Annotated in this window: 10 protein-coding genes and 1 tRNA gene; 6 read left to right on the top strand and 5 right to left on the bottom strand. The window is 39.3% G+C overall.

The window, feature by feature from the left end:
* Positions 1–133: 133 nt before the first annotated feature.
* The 3 genes from IQ31_RS01365 to IQ31_RS01355 all read right to left on the bottom strand — a co-directional run bounded on the left by IQ31_RS01365 (position 134) and on the right by IQ31_RS01355 (position 4,873).
* Entirely contained in the window at positions 134–967 is an 834-nt protein-coding gene (locus IQ31_RS01365) for a DUF3347 domain-containing protein (protein WP_075992859.1), read from the bottom strand.
* Between the two features lie 607 nt (positions 968–1,574).
* Positions 1,575–3,953: a hypothetical protein gene (locus tag IQ31_RS01360; protein ID WP_145326881.1), complete on the bottom strand. Its 2,379-nt coding sequence runs from the start codon at positions 3,951–3,953 to the stop codon at positions 1,575–1,577.
* A gap of 47 nt (positions 3,954–4,000) precedes the next feature.
* Positions 4,001–4,873 carry an SH3 domain-containing protein gene (locus tag IQ31_RS01355; protein WP_145326880.1) on the bottom strand — a complete coding sequence of 291 codons (873 nt, stop codon included), beginning with the start codon at positions 4,871–4,873 and terminating at the stop codon, positions 4,001–4,003.
* Between the two features lie 268 nt (positions 4,874–5,141).
* Between IQ31_RS01355 and IQ31_RS01350 the strand changes: the two genes are divergently transcribed.
* The 3 genes from IQ31_RS01350 (at position 5,142) to IQ31_RS01340 (ending at position 8,639) form a co-directional block, all read left to right on the top strand.
* Entirely contained in the window at positions 5,142–5,954 is an 813-nt protein-coding gene (locus IQ31_RS01350; protein WP_237241690.1) for a helix-turn-helix domain-containing protein, read from the top strand.
* A 111-nt stretch (positions 5,955–6,065) separates the two neighbouring features.
* Positions 6,066–7,850, top strand: coding sequence for a DUF885 domain-containing protein (locus IQ31_RS01345; protein ID WP_158638768.1), 1,785 nt, complete (start codon positions 6,066–6,068; stop codon positions 7,848–7,850).
* Between the two features lie 435 nt (positions 7,851–8,285).
* Entirely contained in the window at positions 8,286–8,639 is a 354-nt protein-coding gene (locus tag IQ31_RS01340; RefSeq protein WP_145326878.1) for a hypothetical protein, read from the top strand.
* A 1,168-nt stretch (positions 8,640–9,807) separates the two neighbouring features.
* Here IQ31_RS01340 and IQ31_RS01335 read toward each other — a convergent pair.
* A tRNA-Ser gene (locus IQ31_RS01335) sits at positions 9,808–9,897 on the bottom strand.
* 127 nt (positions 9,898–10,024) lie between these two features.
* On the bottom strand, positions 10,025–12,142 hold the full coding sequence (locus IQ31_RS01330; RefSeq protein ID WP_088161752.1) for an HD family phosphohydrolase: 2,118 nt from the start codon (positions 12,140–12,142) through the stop codon (positions 10,025–10,027).
* A 148-nt stretch (positions 12,143–12,290) separates the two neighbouring features.
* Here IQ31_RS01330 and rpe point away from each other — a divergent pair, with 148 nt between their 5' ends.
* The 3 genes from rpe to IQ31_RS01315 all read left to right on the top strand — a co-directional run bounded on the left by rpe (position 12,291) and on the right by IQ31_RS01315 (position 18,407).
* The gene (gene rpe, locus IQ31_RS01325) at positions 12,291–12,971 is read left to right on the top strand and encodes a ribulose-phosphate 3-epimerase (protein ID WP_145326877.1); all 681 of its coding nucleotides are present in this window, start codon (positions 12,291–12,293) and stop codon (positions 12,969–12,971) included.
* A 358-nt stretch (positions 12,972–13,329) separates the two neighbouring features.
* On the top strand, positions 13,330–16,092 hold the full coding sequence (locus IQ31_RS01320) for a bifunctional aconitate hydratase 2/2-methylisocitrate dehydratase (RefSeq protein WP_075992853.1): 2,763 nt from the start codon (positions 13,330–13,332) through the stop codon (positions 16,090–16,092).
* 50 nt (positions 16,093–16,142) lie between these two features.
* Complete coding sequence (locus IQ31_RS01315; protein ID WP_145326876.1) at positions 16,143–18,407, top strand: aconitate hydratase; 2,265 nt, start codon at positions 16,143–16,145, stop codon at positions 18,405–18,407.
* The last annotated feature ends 112 nt before the right edge of the window (positions 18,408–18,519 follow it).

The following is an 18,519-nucleotide window of genomic DNA, read 5'->3' as shown; positions in this document are numbered from 1 at the left end:
CGAACCAATTTCTGTTGATACTAAATATACTATTTTGGTTTATAAAAATCGACCATTGCGGCAGCAATTACAAAAAAAGGTTTATCTCGTGGGGAGATAAACCTTTTAAGAGTCGATTAAACGATCTTATTTGTTAAAGCGTTTGAATTGTGCTGCCGCATGTTAGCATCTGTGCGCCGTAGTATGGATTTTTGATTTCTTTATGTCGGCTTAACCAAGTCGCACCTTTGCCTTTGTTGAACATTGGACACTTTTGGTAATAAACAGAGGAAGACGGTTTCGAGTTTTTGGACAAACTATAGATATCTTCTGACAGTAGCGCGAAGGCTTCTCGTTGTTTACTGATATCCGTTGCCTGTTGTAGGCTCTTCACTGTCGCTTTGAGTGATGTTGTTTTGGTTTTCCAGACCTCCTGTTCCGCTTTCGTTAGATCAGCAGTTTGTATTTTAGCGATTGCATCGGCAAGATCGTTTGCTAGGCCTGTAGCTTGTTTACTATCCGCAGCTACAAGTGCATCTTTAAGCAGAAAGTATTGGTCATAGATCTTTTGAAAATTGCTTGCGTTGCTGATGTAATCTACTGAAGCTACCGGCTCAATGCTTTTGTCTTGTGGGCTATCTGAAGCTGGAGGAGCTAAATTTCTTTCGTATTGGCAGCAAGCATGTAGTTTAGCATAATTATCTTCCGCGGCAAGGTATTTTTCATTGTCATAGCCTGCTCCTGCGATACTTTTCAATACAGCATCTAAGGAAGTTTTCTTTCCGTCATAGGCTATTGTCGCTGTTTGGTTGTCTTCGTTCCATTCAACTTTAGCCTGAGCGGCGGCTCCTGCATTTTCTATTGTTTTTTTACACATACCGCAGTTTCCAGCAATTTTAACAGTGGTGTTCACGGTGTTGTTTTGTGCATAGTTTGTCAAAGAGGATAGTACTAAAGCCCCTGTTATAATATAATGTTTGATTTTCATATGATTGGATGAAAAAATAAATAAAAATAAGTAATCAAAAATGATTGATAAATGATCAATGTATGGATTGTATGGATTAACTTATTTTTGGCGGGACCCAAGGACAAAAATATCCCTCAGAAATAAACGTTGGCGCTATGGGTTTATAATTTTTTTTGATTGCTATACAGCAAAGTTCATGACCTTGTTCAAGGGGATTGGAAATTGCCAAAAATGTACCACTATACGTGCATTGACAATTGCAATTTTTACATGGTTTGTGATGTTTACAGAAAGCCTTTTTTTGGAAAGATTTAAATTTTGAACAACAATGGTTCTTTTTGTCAGTGGTAGTATTACCTTGTGTGTGACTACTGTGTGCATTCATTTTATGGCAGGCGAAAGCGTCGGGTGCACTTAAAAGGAAACCGAAGGTTAAAAATAGTAGTATAAGTCGCTTAAGTACCATAACAGCTCAAATATAGTTGTTTTGGGTAGAATTTGCTTCCACTTTTAACTTTTTTTGGCATTATGGACTTTTTTATACGCTCCATGTTATTTGAGTTTGGGAGGACCAGATAACATGGAGCGACGTTTGGAATTCTTTTTTCGGAAAGCAAAGAAATACTTAAAACTTAAAACCAGAAAAAAAGCCGGGCTTTTTCCAGGTACGTTTATATTCATCAGCTAAAGGAGAATGATCCGAATAGGCGAGCACTTCATCAAGCAAATTGTGTGCTTTTTTCAGATTCCCTGTTTTATAGTTTGCATATGCCTCTGCTAATTTAACCGATTCGACATCATCGTCGTAGCCCCAATCACATTGCTGATAAATACCGTTGAAAACACTGACGTATTTATTTACTTCATCTATATCTCCGTTTTCGGCCAAAAGTTCAATTCCAAATTTTAACCAAAGGACATAATCATTAGGCTCCATGACAGACTGTACCCAGTTGTCATACGTTTGGAATGTTTCTATACCTGCGCTAAATTCCGTAAGATAGTAATGGCTTTTAACAATGAGATAGAGCGTCTTTGCTTTATCGAAATTATCGATGATAAATTCCCGTTTATTTTTAAGGTATTTCTGTGCAGCGAGGTTCATGGACTTGTAATTGCTCTTTTCATTATATAGCTGCATCAACACATATTGAGGCTGTGCTTCATGTGGGTACCGTTGTGCCATATTTTCGTAATAGGAGACACGTTGCTCAAAATTATCCGGCTCGATTATCTGATAGATAATATGTTCGATCCCATTCTTTGATGCCTCAAAATCACGATACTGGTAGTCGTCTAAATTGGGATGATCAATATAGAATTTGTAAATAAACTCGAGGAGCTGTTGGGCCCGGGATTGAATATTCGCTGATCGACCTAGCTGGTATTCAACATCGATTTGATGCATAAGCATGCGGTAACAGGGAGGAAATACAACAGACTCCATATCTTCAGCTTCTTCATCTTCTTCGGAGGTAAATGCTTGCTGCTCCAGGGTGGCTTCCAGCGAGATCTGATAGGTGTCAAAGTATTGTTGAAGTACCTCCTCCAGACGTGCGTAATCTTCCAATGCTGACAAGGCATCGGCTCGGGTGAAATGAAGTTCTTCAAAGTCGGAATAGCTTAATCCTTCGGTGGCGATAGCATAACAGATTTCCAGTTCTCCTGCTGCCTTATACGCTAACGCTAGATTATTACAATTCATAGCTCTGTTGTGGGAGCCCCCAAAGTAGTCACTTTCATATTTATTCTGTTCAAAATACTCGTTGAAAGCGTCGTAGGCTTGACGATAAAGTTCGAGGACGAGCAATTGTAGTGCAGATTGATCAACTGTGGTTAAGTTGTCCTGAGCGTGAATAAAATCAGATAGCGTGACAGCTTCATTATAACATTCACGGGGAAGGTCATGGAAAGTAGGAACCTGATCGTAAACTGTTCCATTAGCTTTAAAGGTGCATTCAACTAGGCGTCGCCAGGATGTTGCATTCCATTTTCGTTCACCTACCATTGTTAGATGCGGAATAGCCGCGGCATACTGCCCCTCGTCATAGAGATAGGCTGCCGCAAAATGGTAACCGACATAAGAATCAGGATAGGCATCGACCAATTTGAGTGCATGGAGATAATAATAGTCAAGCGGGATTCCGATTTCTTCTGAGTAATTGCGCTCAATGATAAGCTGATAGTAGAAGACCTCAGGGTGCTCATACCCCTCGGCAATCAATTCCTCAAAACGAGTATGCCATTTGACCAACTCCTGATGGATATGCAGGGCTGAGTTTTCCCCTTTGATAAGCTTAAGTAAAATTTGCAGTGCTAGGTCGATTGCTTTATTTTCGTAAGCAATTTCAGCGAGATCCACATAATTCATTTCATTGCTGCTGATGAAATGCTTAAAATCAGCTTCCATTAAAGCTAAAATATTAGACTCATTGATCTGTTTGGTACGGTCAAGCAGGTATATTTTCTTTATCCAAAAGATGGAAAAATTATGATCCAAGGTTTCCCGTTCATCCTTGAATGTTTCTTTAACGAAATCAATGCTCGCCTCCAAAACTGGAAGCATCGCTGTATCGTCCTGGAGCCCTTCGTAGATATTGGTTAAATAGTTGTGCCCATATCCGGACATATTTGGGGAAGCGATTAGTTTTTTTGCGTATTCGATGAATAGACCTTTATTGCCTTCAGTAATATGAAATTTTGGACGACCAATTTGTGCTAATGTCGCTTGATTGTCCAAAACATAATTCAGTATATGATATAGGGTCGTTTCATTATCAGGTTCGATGGCCAATGCTTTTTGAAAATAGGGGATCATTTTTTCCTGAATAACATCGAAAATAGCTTCGTGGCCTTCATAGAATGCCTGATCATGATAGGCGATGGCTAGGTGTGTCCAAAGCGTAACATCTTGATCGTTTTGTCGCAGTTGGTTTTCTCCTTCAATGATAAATAAGTCTAGTTGTCCGCTGTAGAACAAATCATATATATTCTTTTCTTCCATTTATTAATTTTTATATGTATCCAATATGTTAAAATCTGTGGAAAATACTATTTAGCCGTTGAAAGCTTTTCAAAGCTATTACCGTTCCATAGAAATTCTTCACTTTTTTTTGTGATCTTGAAATTCGGATTTTCTGCATCGTCGTCAATAGCTTCTCCCTCTTCGATGTATTTATAGATAATCTGATTATTTTTTCCGTGTTCGGAAGGGAAAAGAATCTTTTCATCGTAATAGAACACACCAGCATCACTAACAGAATACCTGCTGGGAAGATCTACAAGTCGTTGTCCTGTCCAGGCCACATAGTTGTACTCAGAAGGTATACCACAGGCTTCCCCCAGAAATTCGATGCGTATGATTTGTTTGACATTTTGCAGCCCCATGGCCGGCAGCAATTTACTCTGAGAGAAGGTTTGTTCTGAATAGGCGAAAGGGAAGGTGTGTTCAGCTAGAAAATTTCCTTTTGCGTCGAGAAGTTTTACCACTGTTGAAAAATGATCCTGTTCCTGTTCGTTGATACTTTTGGTAAAACGTTCAAAACCGTAAATATATTGCGAGCCGTCCGAAGCGGTTTGTTTTCCGAGCGCTAATAATCCGAGCCAAATAAATCCACTTTTTTTGATACTGCCTTCGAAATAGCTTATTTGGTGCCAAGGTGCATAAAAATTTTTCAGCGTATTTCCTTTGAAAGGCGCGCTGGTGATCGTAACGACATTTCCTACCGATAAAGAATCTACGATTGCTGCCTTAAGACTAGGTTGAGCACGCACATAAGCTTTTGTGGCAAAAACAGTTGCCGACTGACCCTTTTGTATGTTCCATAGGTTGAAATTATCGTCAAATTTTAAGTTTTCCTGCGCCTTTGAACAAAATGGTCCGATGACAAAGATGATTAAATAGCATCCCATTAGTTTTCTCATTTTTCACTCTCCTTTCCTGCAAAAATAGACGAATTGGTCCATAACCCTTATCACTGGTTTCAGGTATTTTTTGTGGAGTGTCCCGAACGAAGAAATAGCTTGCGAGGAAGTTGTAAAATAAAAAGGCTGGACTTTCGTTCGAGAGAAAGTATGTTGGAATCTTTAGATAAGTGATAGGGCTAGTCGGGTCGATCTTTTTAGCACATGAATTTTAATTATATTTATCATTGCGGAAATATGAAATTACATTTAAAATAGGGGGAAAGCTGTGGAAAATGAAAACAATAAGCTGCTCGTATTAGAAGCTGGTAAGTATATTGGGAACGAAGTTAGCCAAAGTTCTTTTGCTGGTATCATTACTTCTGATATTTATTACGAGGCTGGTATTATCTCTGATTGGCATTGTCATCAGAATCCACATTTTTCACATATTTTGAATGGTGGAAGTGTTGAAATCAGGCAGAATGAGAAAAATCGGCAGCAACAGGGTACTTCTCTATATTACTATCCCGGTATTATCCACCAGAATATTGGTTATATAAAAGGGACAAGAATCTTTAATCTTGAATTTACCGAAGATTTTCTAACTAAATATGATTTAAATATACCAGATGAATCCTGTATGTTTTCGAATGGTATTCAATGGGGCACAAGCGGTTTAGTAAAGATAATGGGGGAACATTATTTAGACGACCAACAAAGTTTATTGGCAATGGAGCAACTTTCCGTCCTGCTTTTGACATGTACCACTCCCATTAAGCGTATAGGGCCAGCGTGGATTTTCCGTATCAAAGATTTTTTGTATGATCATTGGGATATTCCATTATCGTTAAGTTATATTTCTGAAGAAATGAATTTGCATCCGGTTACAATCTCTCGATATTTTCCTCAATATTTTGGTTGTACAATTGGAGATTATCTTCGGCGGATTAAAATTGAAAAGGCATTACCCATGATCAGATTAAAGAAGCTATCACTCACAGAAATAGCATTCAATTGTGGCTTTGCTGATCAGGCTCATTTTATTAAAACCTACAAAAGGTTTATGGGGATCACGCCGAGTCAGTATCAACGGATGTAGAAAAAAAAGTTGAGGCTAATTGGGTACAATTTTGTCTAGCGCGTTGATTTTAACTTTGATCATAAGGAAAATGGTCCAGATGGATTATTTATGATTAAAGCTTTAATTCCAATGAAAAAGAAAATTTTAACAACTGTATTGTTGCTCTCCTCTATCTTGTACTCGAGAAAATCTATGGGACAGCATTTAAGTGCTTTACATAGGCTATTTGAAAAATACTATGAAAAAGAGTGCTATTTCAATCCGCTCCAAGCAACAGCGGATGGTATTCATGTCTACGATGACTTGCTTCAGAACGAGGGTTCTTTTGATTTTTTAGTCGCTAAGAAAAATTTCTATCAGTCATGTTTAAACGAATTACAGCAATTCGATAGGCAAAACTTGACAGAGGCAGATCGTATTTCCTATGATGTATTGGATTATACGTTAAAAACGGGTTTAGAGGGGCTCTCTATGCATTTTGAATATATTCCTTTTAATCAGTTTACAGCTTCGGTTCCAACAGACCTTGCACTATTTGGTTCGACCAATGGTCCCCAGCCATTTCATACCATTGAAGATTATACAAATTGGTCTAAAAGGATGATCTCTTTTAAGGCCTGGGCAGATACTGCTATCGCAAATTTCGAGAAAGGGAAGAAAGCGGGAGTTGTTCTACCAAGGTCTCTGGTTGGCCGTATGATTCCACAATTGATCGCGCTCGGCGAAAGAGATACTTTAAAAAGTGTTTTTTACAGGCCATTGCAACAATTTCCGGAAAACTTTTTCCATGAGGAAAGGAAAAAATTGACAATACTATACAACGAAGTTATTCCTAATTATGTCTTGAATTCCTATGCGAAGTTAGCAAGTTATTTACAATACGATTATATGCCTTTTGCATCTTTACAATCGGGCTTGAATAGTCTTCCTGACGGGGATAAAATGTACCAGTACTACATCAAGTTATATACGACCAGCTCTACACTTAGTCCCGACCAGATTTATCAGATCGGACTTAAAGAGGTGGACCGTATAACCCATGAAATGGAACAAAATATGGTTCTCAATGGCTTTAAAGGCTCTTTAAAAGATTATTTTAGATTTTTGCGCACAGATCAAAGGTTTAGGCCATTTAAAACCCCAGAACAGGTGCTAGACGCCTATCAAAAAATATATAATAAAATTCAGCCTCATTTAAAAGATATGTTTTTAGTGGAGCCCAAAACGAAATTTGTTATAAAACGCGTAGATCCTTACCAAGAGGCGTCACAAGGAGGTCCTTATTATATTAAAGGAAACTTAAAAGAAAAGAGAGCTGGCATTTTTTTCGTTCCGATACCTGACCCGACTAAGATAAATACAGTTTTTTATGGCCTAGAATGCACATTTATACATGAGGCAATACCTGGGCATCACTATCAGATTGCATTACAGCAGGAGTATAGCGAACTTCCTACTTTCCAACAACAAAATGCCCTATATGCTTACATGGAAGGTTGGGCACTGTATTGCGAATCCTTGGGTGAACAATTGGGATGCTATACAGATCCATATCAAAAGATGGGTGCGCTAAATAATGAGATCCACCGTGCAATACGTTTAGTAATTGATGTTGGTATTCATACCGGAAGGCTGACTGAACAACAGGCAATTGTATATATGATGGATCATGAATCAATAAGCGAAAATATCGCAAAGGCAGAAGTTGAAAGATATATGGCTTGGCCAGGACAAGCACTTTCTTATAAAATCGGGGAGCTAAAAATCAAAGAATTGAGAAAAAAATACCAAAACTTACAGGGCGAGAAATTTAGTTTTCAGGCTTTTCATGCCGCAGTGTTAAAATATGGTTGTTTGCCATTGGATGTTCTTGAAAATTTCCTGGATGACTGGAATGCTAAAATTTCCAATTAAAATTTGGAATATTATCTGGTTTGATCTTCTCATTGGTTCACAAACAACATTTTATGACCTTAGGCATGTCGCTGTTATTAGGGATTAAAAGAGCTATTTGGCCAACAAGTATATCAGTGGGAAGAGTGCTGCACTACTAATCTATTTTTTGTGAATAGGGGCCTGTTTTAATGTAATCATTTCTTCTTGGTAGTAGGTGAAATGAAAAATCGTTTATAAAATTCATCTATATGCTTTATCAAATCATTCATTTTGCTGCTTACGTTTTGAGAATCGATAAATTCAATGTTATTTTAATTCGATATTATTTTCTGTTGAGGGAGAATGGATAAATTTTCTCACACATATGGGACAGGTTCCCTAGAATCATATGGATGGCGTTCTGATCATGTCAAAGATGTTGATGGCGTCATTTGTTGCAAATAATTGGATAGGATGAAAAACAAAAATTATGATATAGAGCATTTCGAATATTTTCAGGAATTGAGGGCGACAAAAGAAGAGATTCTATATTTCAAGACTGAGCGGCAGATGTTTAGAAATGAGCCTATCGGACTTGATTTTTTTTCGTTTTTGTTGTTTGAAAGAGGTGGTGGCACGCATACTATCGATGGGGTTGCCTATGAAATAAACGATAAGCAGTTACACATAGTCTTTCCTGGCCAGCTTCATCACTGGGATATTTGGGCAGGCACGAAATCACATACCGTATTTGTTTCCGGGCGACTTTTTAAGCATTTGAGAATTTCTTTATTTATCCGATTGAATATTGTAAAAAGAATCCTGTGATGAACCTTTCGACTCGGATTTTTCAAGTGATGTTGAGAGAGTTTAGGGGAATTGATCGAGAGCTTGCGTTCAAGCAGGGGATGAAGGAGATTATTTTTTCAAAATTTAGGATTATAGCATTAATGTTCAACCGAGAAGTTTTTGGGAAATTAAAACGTAAGAAAAAAAGGTAAACTTGAACGATCAAGTATTTTTATCCGTGTGTCCACAGCACGATTGAAATCAATATCCCATTGGGTTCCCCAATGAGGCTGGGAAACTAGGATAGGTGAATGTATCAGATCGACGAGATTTGTAATTGCGCTATTGCCGGATTTTATGGTATAGATGATATGTCCGGGGTATGCGCCGCTGTTGATTCTGTATGAACGCAGGAAAATAGTTGGTCGCCCGGTTCAAACAGCTGCAATTTAACCTTAATACCTAGAAGTGTTTTTCGTATTAAATCGATGCTAGATTGAGCAATTTCAGGATTTTCGCTCTTCGAAAAATCAAGACGATCTTATATCCAAATTTCAAATTCGGGTTTGGTCATTTTAATTTAAGATGCAAATTCCTAATAGAAGCAGCAGCTGTTGGTGTATATGTAATTAATTGTAATAATAAGAATGCCGTATCTTACTACTATTTCCAATATAATAAGATCTCCCTGCGCAGTAAGGCAGTCTGCCTTCCAGAAAACAGTTTCATGAACACCATTTTTGATGACTCATAATTGCCTGATTAGGTTGGTAGCTAATCAAGAACAAAAATAAAACGGAAACATTCTAATACCAAGCGGTAGGTAATAACAATATTCAATCAATCTTTAGACAGTGATTAGTCACTGCTTATACAGTCTATACTGAGTGATCACTGAACAAACACTGAACAAGCACTGAACAAGCACTGTAGAAAGAGATAATCTGACCACCACCTGATCTTCGTTTGCTGCTACCCAAAAAGTGTACGAGAGAATAAGCTGCGCTTGTGTAAAAAATAAAAATCGCTGTCGTCATTGAGGGGGACAAACTGCAACGCAACGATGGTGATAGTCTGATCAGCAAGCGAAAATAACGCAAGTGGCTTTTACAATGAATTTAATACGAGTGTAGATATACTTTAAGTGCTGCCCCTGCTCCAAAAACAAAAAAAAGGCTTTCTGATTTCTCAGAAAGCCTTTTTGTCTTGGCGGAAGAGGCGGGATTCGAACCCGCGGTACCGTTTCCAGTACGACAGTTTAGCAAACTGTTCCTTTCGGCCACTCAGGCACCCTTCCTCGTTTTGACATTGCAAACATAAGGCAATTATTTGATTCTGCAAAGTCTAAATACTAAAAAAAATGCAAAAAAAATGTAACGTTGCAATAAGCGTTTGAAATTCAATTTGTTGTTTGACAATTAAAATTACATTGTTTTTTTGCTTAAATCATAATCTACCCGAACATGGTAGATACTTTTGAGCATTGCCTTAAAAATAACTGCAGATTCGGTGATATCTTTAAGCGTAATGTTACTATTATTGAACTGCCCCCGCATCAATTTATGTTCGATAATTTTATCGACAAGGTTATTGATAGACTCTTCAGATGGTTCTTTTAATGCACGGGATGCGGCTTCGACCGAATCCGCCATCATAAGTACAGCTGTTTCCTTGGAAAAAGGAATAGGTCCGGGGTAGGTGAATAAAGACTCGTCAACCAGTTTATCGGGGTTGTTCTTGACAAAAACGTTATAAAAATAGTCAACACGCGTTGTTCCGTGGTGTGTGCGGATAAAATCCAGGATCACGTCAGGCAATTGATGTTTTTTGGCGATATCGACGCCTTTGATGACATGTGATATAATAATCTGCGCACTTTGTTCCGGTGAAAGCTCATCATGCGGGTTTTTTTCTGTCTTCTGATTCTCGATGAAAAACTGGGGATTTGTCAATTTCCCGATGTCGTGGTACAGGGCTCCGGCGCGGACCAACAGCGGATTCCCGCCAATTTTGTAGATAGCGGCTTCCGCTAGATTAGCCACCTGTAAGGAGTGTTGAAATGTTCCCGGAGCTTTAAAAGAGAGCTCCCGCAATAACTTGGAGTTACTATTGGTAAGCTCCATGAGTGTTAGATCAGATACAATACCAAATAACTTTTCGAATGCATAGATCATTGGATAAGCCAACAAGGTAATCATGACACTTACGAAAAAGGGAAGGAGGTCGGACCAGTAAATGGTGTCTATAGATCCATTTCTCGTGACGACCAAGCCAATGTAAGCAATCCAATAGGTACCGAGGATAATAGCAGAGGAAATGAACAGCTGCTCTCGTTTGACCAATGTTTTAATACTATATATCGCAACTATCCCCGCCATAAATTGTAAAAAGACAAACTCAAAACTATTCGGTACAAAAAGACCTGCTAGCAGAACCATCAACAGATGGATATTGAGTGCTACACGCGTATCAAAAAGGATACGAATAATAATGGGGACGGCGCAAAATGGGATGTAATAGAGATTAGGGATTTTGATTTTGATCGCCCAAGATAGGACAGCGAGCATACCAATGATCACAATCATGATAATGACCAGCAACCTATTGTTAAAATAGATGTCCTTACGGAAAAGAAAAAGGAATACCATCAAGATAGACAAGGCAAGCGAGATAATCAGAAATTGCCCAAGGGTCACATAGTTTTGATTTCCGCTGATCTTGCCTTCATCTTCATATACCTTACGAAGCGACTCGAGTTTCTGGTACGTCTCATTGGATATGATTTTCTCCTTTTCAGCGATCAGTTCTCCCTTTTGGACCACACCGCGCGTAGCCGATATGTTTGCAATGGCATTTTGTTCTAAAGCTTCTGTTTGTTGATCGTTGTAGATGTAGTTAATGGTAATGTAATTTTTTAAAGTTTCCTCCAGCCAGCTCTTTTGCTTTATCTTGGTCAATTTGGGCATAATTTCATCCATATAACCATAAGAGCTTTCGATGGTGTAACAGTCGGCCGTGTTTTTTTGGCTGGCAACTTTGTCCTGGATCAGTGTAAAGTTGTAATGCTTGGAAGCTGGAGATTTGTCATTGCTGCGGTTCTGAAACCGATTGTTCAATGACAGAATGCCTTTGCCATAGAGATGGCTTAAGATGGCATTACCGGCATTTCTATAATCTACTATATTTTCATGCGTTGTATCTAATTTGCTGCTTTGCCACTTTTCGGCAAGATCCGTGTTGAACTGATCAATTTGCTCTTTGCTTGTTGTCGTATTGGCATTATAAATCGGTTGAATCGTGTTTAAGATACTTTTCTTGTCCGCATTCAATTCCTCCTGCGTTTTTAATATGGCAAAATTATAGGGTGATATCAGATTCTCATGATTCCATACTTTTCCCTTTTGGAATTCATAGCGAAAACGAGGCTGTTTGGGAAGGAATATACAGATCAGAATAATGGTGATAAGTATTAATCCAATTTTTCGGACGAGGTTCTCCGTTGTATTTAATTCTCTTCTGTATTTTATTTTTAGTCTTCCCACGGTGAGCTGTATTTTATTATCATGTTAATATACAAATGTAATTATAATTATTTTCTGCAGCTTCAGCCAATTGTCGTTTAGAGGTATTAAATCGGGTAAACGCTGTGATGAACCAAAAATACTTGTTATCTTTGCAAAAAAATACAACATGTCAACAAAATCACATCTAATTGCACCATCCGTTCTTGCTGCAGACTTTGCAAAATTATACGATGATATCATCATGGTAAACAACAGTGAGGCAGATTGGTTTCATATTGATATTATGGATGGTGTTTTCGTTCCAAATATCTCTTTTGGATTTCCAGTTATGCAGGCTATTGCAAAACATGCTGCTAAACCTTTGGATGTACATTTGATGATTGTTGATCCAGACCGTTATCTGCAGGTATGTAAAGACTCGGGTGCAGCAATCATTACCGTGCATTACGAGGCCTGTACACATTTGCATCGTACACTGGCTGCTATTAAAGAATTGGGCTGTAAAGCAGGCGTTGCATTGAATCCACATACGCCAGTAGCACTTTTAAAAGATGTTCTTGCGGATCTGGACTTGGTTTGTATCATGTCGGTTAACCCAGGTTTCGGCGGTCAGAAATTTATTCCAAATACCTATGCCAAGGTACAGGAACTAAGGGCCATGGCACAGGGAGTGAATGATGGTCTGCTGATTGAAATCGATGGGGGAGTAACGACTGCGAATGCAGCACAGTTATTGAAAGCCGGAGCAGATGTGCTGGTGGCAGGTTCATTTGTATTCAACGCGACAGATCCTCTGGAAACCGTGAAAGCATTAAAAGACATTGATATAACTGTAGAAAGTATATAAAACGAAAAGGTGATTTAATAATTTAAATCACCTTTTTTTTGAAAGAAATAAATACAATATAGCGGATTTCAAAAAAAGATGGCAGGATTGCATAAATGCTGTTTAGAACAATTCCAAATTGATTTAAATAAATGGAATGCATGCGTTTAAAGTTGGATTTTCACTATTTTTGTAATTAGTCATACAAGTTGATTTACGACAAATAGATCAGCTTCAAAACATGAAGTGGAAGGGCTAATTTGTGATTTGTCAGGGAGGACCCGATAGATGGCGTATTAGCTTAATTATATTACAGACATGGTAGCATAGAAAGACAATGTGTTTTTAGGCTGCCCATAAAATAGAAAGATAGATATCTATGAGTATTTACAACGATTACGTACAAGAGGTTGTAGAACGAGAAGGCCAAGGATTACATCCTAAGCCTATTGACGGAGCAGAATTACTAAGTGAGGTAATTGCTCAGATTAAAGATTTAAACAATGAAAATAGAGCTGAATCTTTAAGATTGTTTATTTACAACACGTTGCCGGGTACTACGCCTGCAGCGGGTGTTAAAGCGCAATTTCTGAAGGAAATTGTTTTGGGTGAATCAGTTGTTGCTGAAATTACACCTGATTTCGCTTTTGAATTGTTGTCACATATGAAGGGTGGTCCTTCAATCAAGGTTTTATTGGACCTGGCTTTGGGTACAGACCTAGCTATTGCAAAACAGGCAGCTGAGGTTCTTAAAACACAAGTTTTCCTATATGACGCGGATACCGCTCGTTTGAAAGAAGCTTTTGAACAAGGCAATGAGGTTGCAAAAGATATTTTAGAAAGCTACGCAAAAGCAGAGTTTTTTACAAAACTGCCTGAGGTTGCTGAGGAAATTCAGGTGATTACTTTTATCGCTGGTGAGGGTGATATCTCGACAGATTTATTGTCGCCAGGTAACCAGGCGCACTCGCGTTCAGATCGTGAATTACATGGAAAATGTATGATCACACCTGAAGCACAGCAACAGATCGTTGCCTTACAGGCGCAACACCCTGGTAAAAGTGTCATGTTAATTGCTGAGAAAGGAACAATGGGTGTGGGGTCATCTCGTATGTCGGGTGTCAACAACGTTGCATTATGGACGGGTAAACAAGCGAGTCCTTATGTTCCTTTTGTGAACATCGCACCAATTGTAGGCGGTACAAATGGTATCTCACCTATTTTCTTGACCACAGTGGATGTGACCGGAGGTATCGGTATAGACCTTAAAAACTGGGTGAAGAAAGTGGATGAAAATGGCAACGTAATCCGTAACGAGAAAAATGAGCCAATCCTTGAAGAAGCTTATTCTGTCGCTACAGGTACTGTCTTAACAATCAATACTAAGACTAAAAAATTATATAATGGCGAGCAGGAGCTGATCGATATTTCCAAAGCTTTGACTCCACAAAAAATGGAATTTATCAAAGCGGGTGGTTCTTATGCTATTGTCTTTGGTAAAAAAATCCAAACTTTTGCAGCGGAAACGTTAGGCATTCAAGCGCCGACAGTGTTTGCTCCATCAAAAGAAATCACGATTGAAGGACAAGGGTTGACTGCTGTAGAGAAAATTTTTAATAAAAATGCGGTTGGTGTAGCTCCAGGTAAAGTGTTACATGCCGGTTCTGACGTTCGCGTTAAAGTAAATATTGTTGGTTCTCAGGATACAACAGGTTTGATGACAGCGCAAGAGCTTGAAGCAATGGCTGCGACTGTAATTGCACCTACTGTAGACGGCGCTTATCAATCGGGCTGTCATACGGCATCGGTTTGGGATAAAAAAGCACAAGCGAATATTCCAAAACTGATGAAATTTATGAATGACTTTGGATTGATCACAGCACGTGACCCTCAAGGTGTATATCATTCGATGACAGACGTTATTCATAAGGTATTAAATGATATTACAATTGATGAGTGGGCAATCATTATCGGAGGCGACTCGCATACCCGTATGTCTAAAGGCGTTGCTTTTGGTGCTGACTCTGGTACGGTTGCGCTAGCTTTAGCGACAGGTGAAGCTTCTATGCCAATCCCTGAATCGGTAAAAGTTACGTTTAAAGGCAGTATGAAAGAACACATGGATTTCCGTGATGTGGTTCATGCTACACAAGCACAGATGCTGCAGCAATTTGCTGGCGAGAACGTTTTCCAAGGCAGAATTATTGAAGTTCATATCGGAACGCTTTTGGCCGATCAGGCATTTACTTTTACTGACTGGACAGCAGAAATGAAGGCGAAAGCTTCTATTTGTATTTCGCAGGATAATACGTTGATCGAATCATTGGAGATCGCTAAAAACCGTATCCAGATTATGATCGATAAAGGCATGGAAAACAAAAACAATGTTTTGCAAGGCTTAATTGACAAGGCGAATAAACGTATTGAGGAAATTAAATCTGGCGCTAAGCCTGCTTTAACTCCAGATACCAATGCAAAATATTATGCTGAGGTTGTTATTGATCTGGATATCATCGAAGAACCAATGATTGCTGACCCGGATGTGAATAATGCAGATGTTTCCAAACGTTATACACACGATACAATTCGCGACCTTTCGTACTACGGTGGCAACAAAAAGGTAGACTTAGGTTTCGTCGGTTCTTGTATGGTTCACAAAGACGATTTGAAAATCGTATCGAAGATGTTGAAAAACATCGAACAGCAAAAAGGTGTTGTTACGTTTGAAGCTCCTTTGGTCGTTGCAGCGCCAACGTACAATATCATTGATGAGCTGAAAGCTGAAGGCGATTGGGAATTCTTACAAAAATACTCTGGATTTGAATTTAGCGATGCTTTACCAAAAAGTACTGCACGTACTGAATACGAGAATATTATGTACTTGGAACGCCCTGGTTGTAACCTTTGTATGGGTAACCAGGAAAAAGCAGCTAAAGGTGACACGGTAATGGCTACTTCAACACGCTTATTCCAAGGACGTGTGGTTGAAGACAGGGATGGTAAAAAAGGGGAGTCTTTATTAGCATCAACTCCAGTTGTTGTTCTTTCAGCAATCTTGGGCCGTATTCCGAATATCGAAGAATATAAAGCTGCTGTGGAAGGCATTAACTTAACAAAGTTTGCGCCTATTCCAACAAAATAATGAGTGATTAGGGTTTAGTAACTTAATTAAACAACATAAATTAGAGAGATATGGCTTTTGATATAGATATGATTAAAAAGGTCTATAGCCAATATGACGAGCGCATTGCTGCGGCTCGTCAAGTGGTTAACAAACCTTTGACTTTATCTGAGAAAATTTTGTATGCCCACCTTTGGGATGGCAATGCTACTGAAGATTACAAACGTGGCGTTTCTTACGTCGACTTTGCTCCAGATCGCGTTGCTATGCAGGATGCAACTGCACAGATGGCATTATTGCAATTTATGCAAGCTGGGCGTCCAAAGGTAGCAGTTCCTTCTACTGTACACTGTGATCACCTGATTCAGGCGAAAGAAGGAGCAGACAAAGATTTAGCACGAGCTAAAAACGAAAGCTCTGAAGTATTTAACTTTTTGAGTTCTGTGTCCAATAAGTATGGTATCGGTTTCTGGAAACCCGGAGCAGGTATTATTCACCAGGTTGTTTTGGAAAACTATGCTTTTCCAGGCGGTATGATGATCGGAACAGACTCGCATACGGTGAACGCCGGCGGTTTAGGAATGGTTGCGATCGGTGTGGGTGGAGCTGATGCTTGTGATGTTATGGCAGGTTTGCCTTGGGAGCTTAAGTTTCCTAAGCTGATCGGTGTAAAATTGACGGGTAAGCTCAGCGGATGGGCTGCAGCAAAAGACGTGATCTTGAAAGTTGCAGGTATCTTGACTGTAAAAGGCGGAACAGGTGCTATCGTTGAATATTTTGGCGAAGGTGCGGAGTCTTTATCTTGTACAGGAAAAGGAACAATCTGTAACATGGGCGCTGAAATTGGTGCGACAACCTCAACTTTTGGGTACGACGAATCCATGGAGCGTTATTTACGTGCTACCGGTCGTGCCGAAGTGGCGGATGCGGCAAATGTGATTAAAGAGCACCTGACAGCGGATGCCGAAGTTTATGCTAATCCTGAGCAGTATTTTGATCAGTTAATAGAAATCAATCTATCTGAGCTGGAGCCTTCTCTAAATGGTCCTTTTACACCAGATTTGTATACACCAGTTTCGCGCATGCGCGAAGAAGCTGAAAAGAATGGCTGGCCATTGCAAGTGGAATGGGGATTGATCGGTTCGTGTACAAACTCTTCTTATGAAGATTTATCCCGTGCTGCCTCCATTGCAAAACAAGCAGTTGATAAAGGATTGATTACAAAAGCTGAATTTGGTATTAATCCAGGGTCAGAGCAAGTACGTTTTACGGCTGATCGTGATGGTTTGCTGAAAACTTTTGAAGACCTCAATGCGACAATTTTTACCAATGCATGTGGTCCTTGTATCGGTATGTGGGATCGTGTAGGTGCCGATAAACAAGAGAAAAATACAATCGTTCATTCTTTCAATCGTAACTTTGCAAAACGTGCAGATGGCAATCCAAATACTTATGCATTTGTTGCATCGCCAGAATTGGTAGCTGCAATCGCGATTTCTGGTGATTTGGGTTTCAATCCGGTAACTGATACCTTGACAAACAATAAAGGTGAACAAGTGAAGCTAGATCCGCCTGTAGGGGATGAGTTGCCAACGAAAGGCTTTGCGGTAGATGATCCTGGATATCAAGCACCTGCGGCTGATGGTAGTTCGGTGGTGGTTGATGTAGCTCCTACTTCTGATCGTCTTCAACTGTTGGAGCCTTTTGCGCCATGGGAAGGTACGGATTTGAAAGGGTTGAAATTATTGATTAAGGCAAAAGGTAAATGTACTACTGACCATATTTCAATGGCTGGTCCTTGGTTGAAATACCGTGGTCACTTAGATAATATTTCAAACAACATGTTGATTGGCGCTTTGAATTTCTTCAATGAGAAGACTGATAGCGTTAAAAATCAACTCACAGGCGAATATGGTCCTGTTCCTGCAACACAGCGGGACTATAAAGCACACGGTATTGGTTCAATTGTAGTCGGTGATGAAAACTACGGTGAAGGTTCTTCCCGCGAGCATGCTGCGATGGAACCTCGTCATTTGGGTGTTCGTGCTGTTTTAGTTAAATCTTTCGCACGTATTCACGAAACGAACTTGAAAAAACAAGGTATGTTGGGATTAACTTTTGCAAACAAAGACGATTATAACAAGATTCAGGAAAATGATACCATTGATATTCTCGGCTTGACAACATTTGCACCAGGTAAACCTTTAACACTTGTATTACATCATGCCGACGGAACGCAAGAAGAGATTTTGGCGAACCATACCTACAACGCGCAACAAATTGAATGGTTTAAAGCTGGTGGGGCTTTGAATATCATTCGTAAAAATCAAGGGTAACAATTCCTTGGAAATAAAATAAATGAAAAGCTGCTTTCCTGGAAGGCAGCTTTTTTCGTTTCTGGCGTGGAATGACATTTCTGTGATCTTCGTCATATTTTTCCAATTCCCA

This window comes from Sphingobacterium siyangense, from assembly GCF_007830445.1.
Lineage (GTDB): Bacteria > Bacteroidota > Bacteroidia > Sphingobacteriales > Sphingobacteriaceae > Sphingobacterium > Sphingobacterium siyangense.
This window is presented reverse-complemented; position numbering and strand designations above follow the sequence as displayed.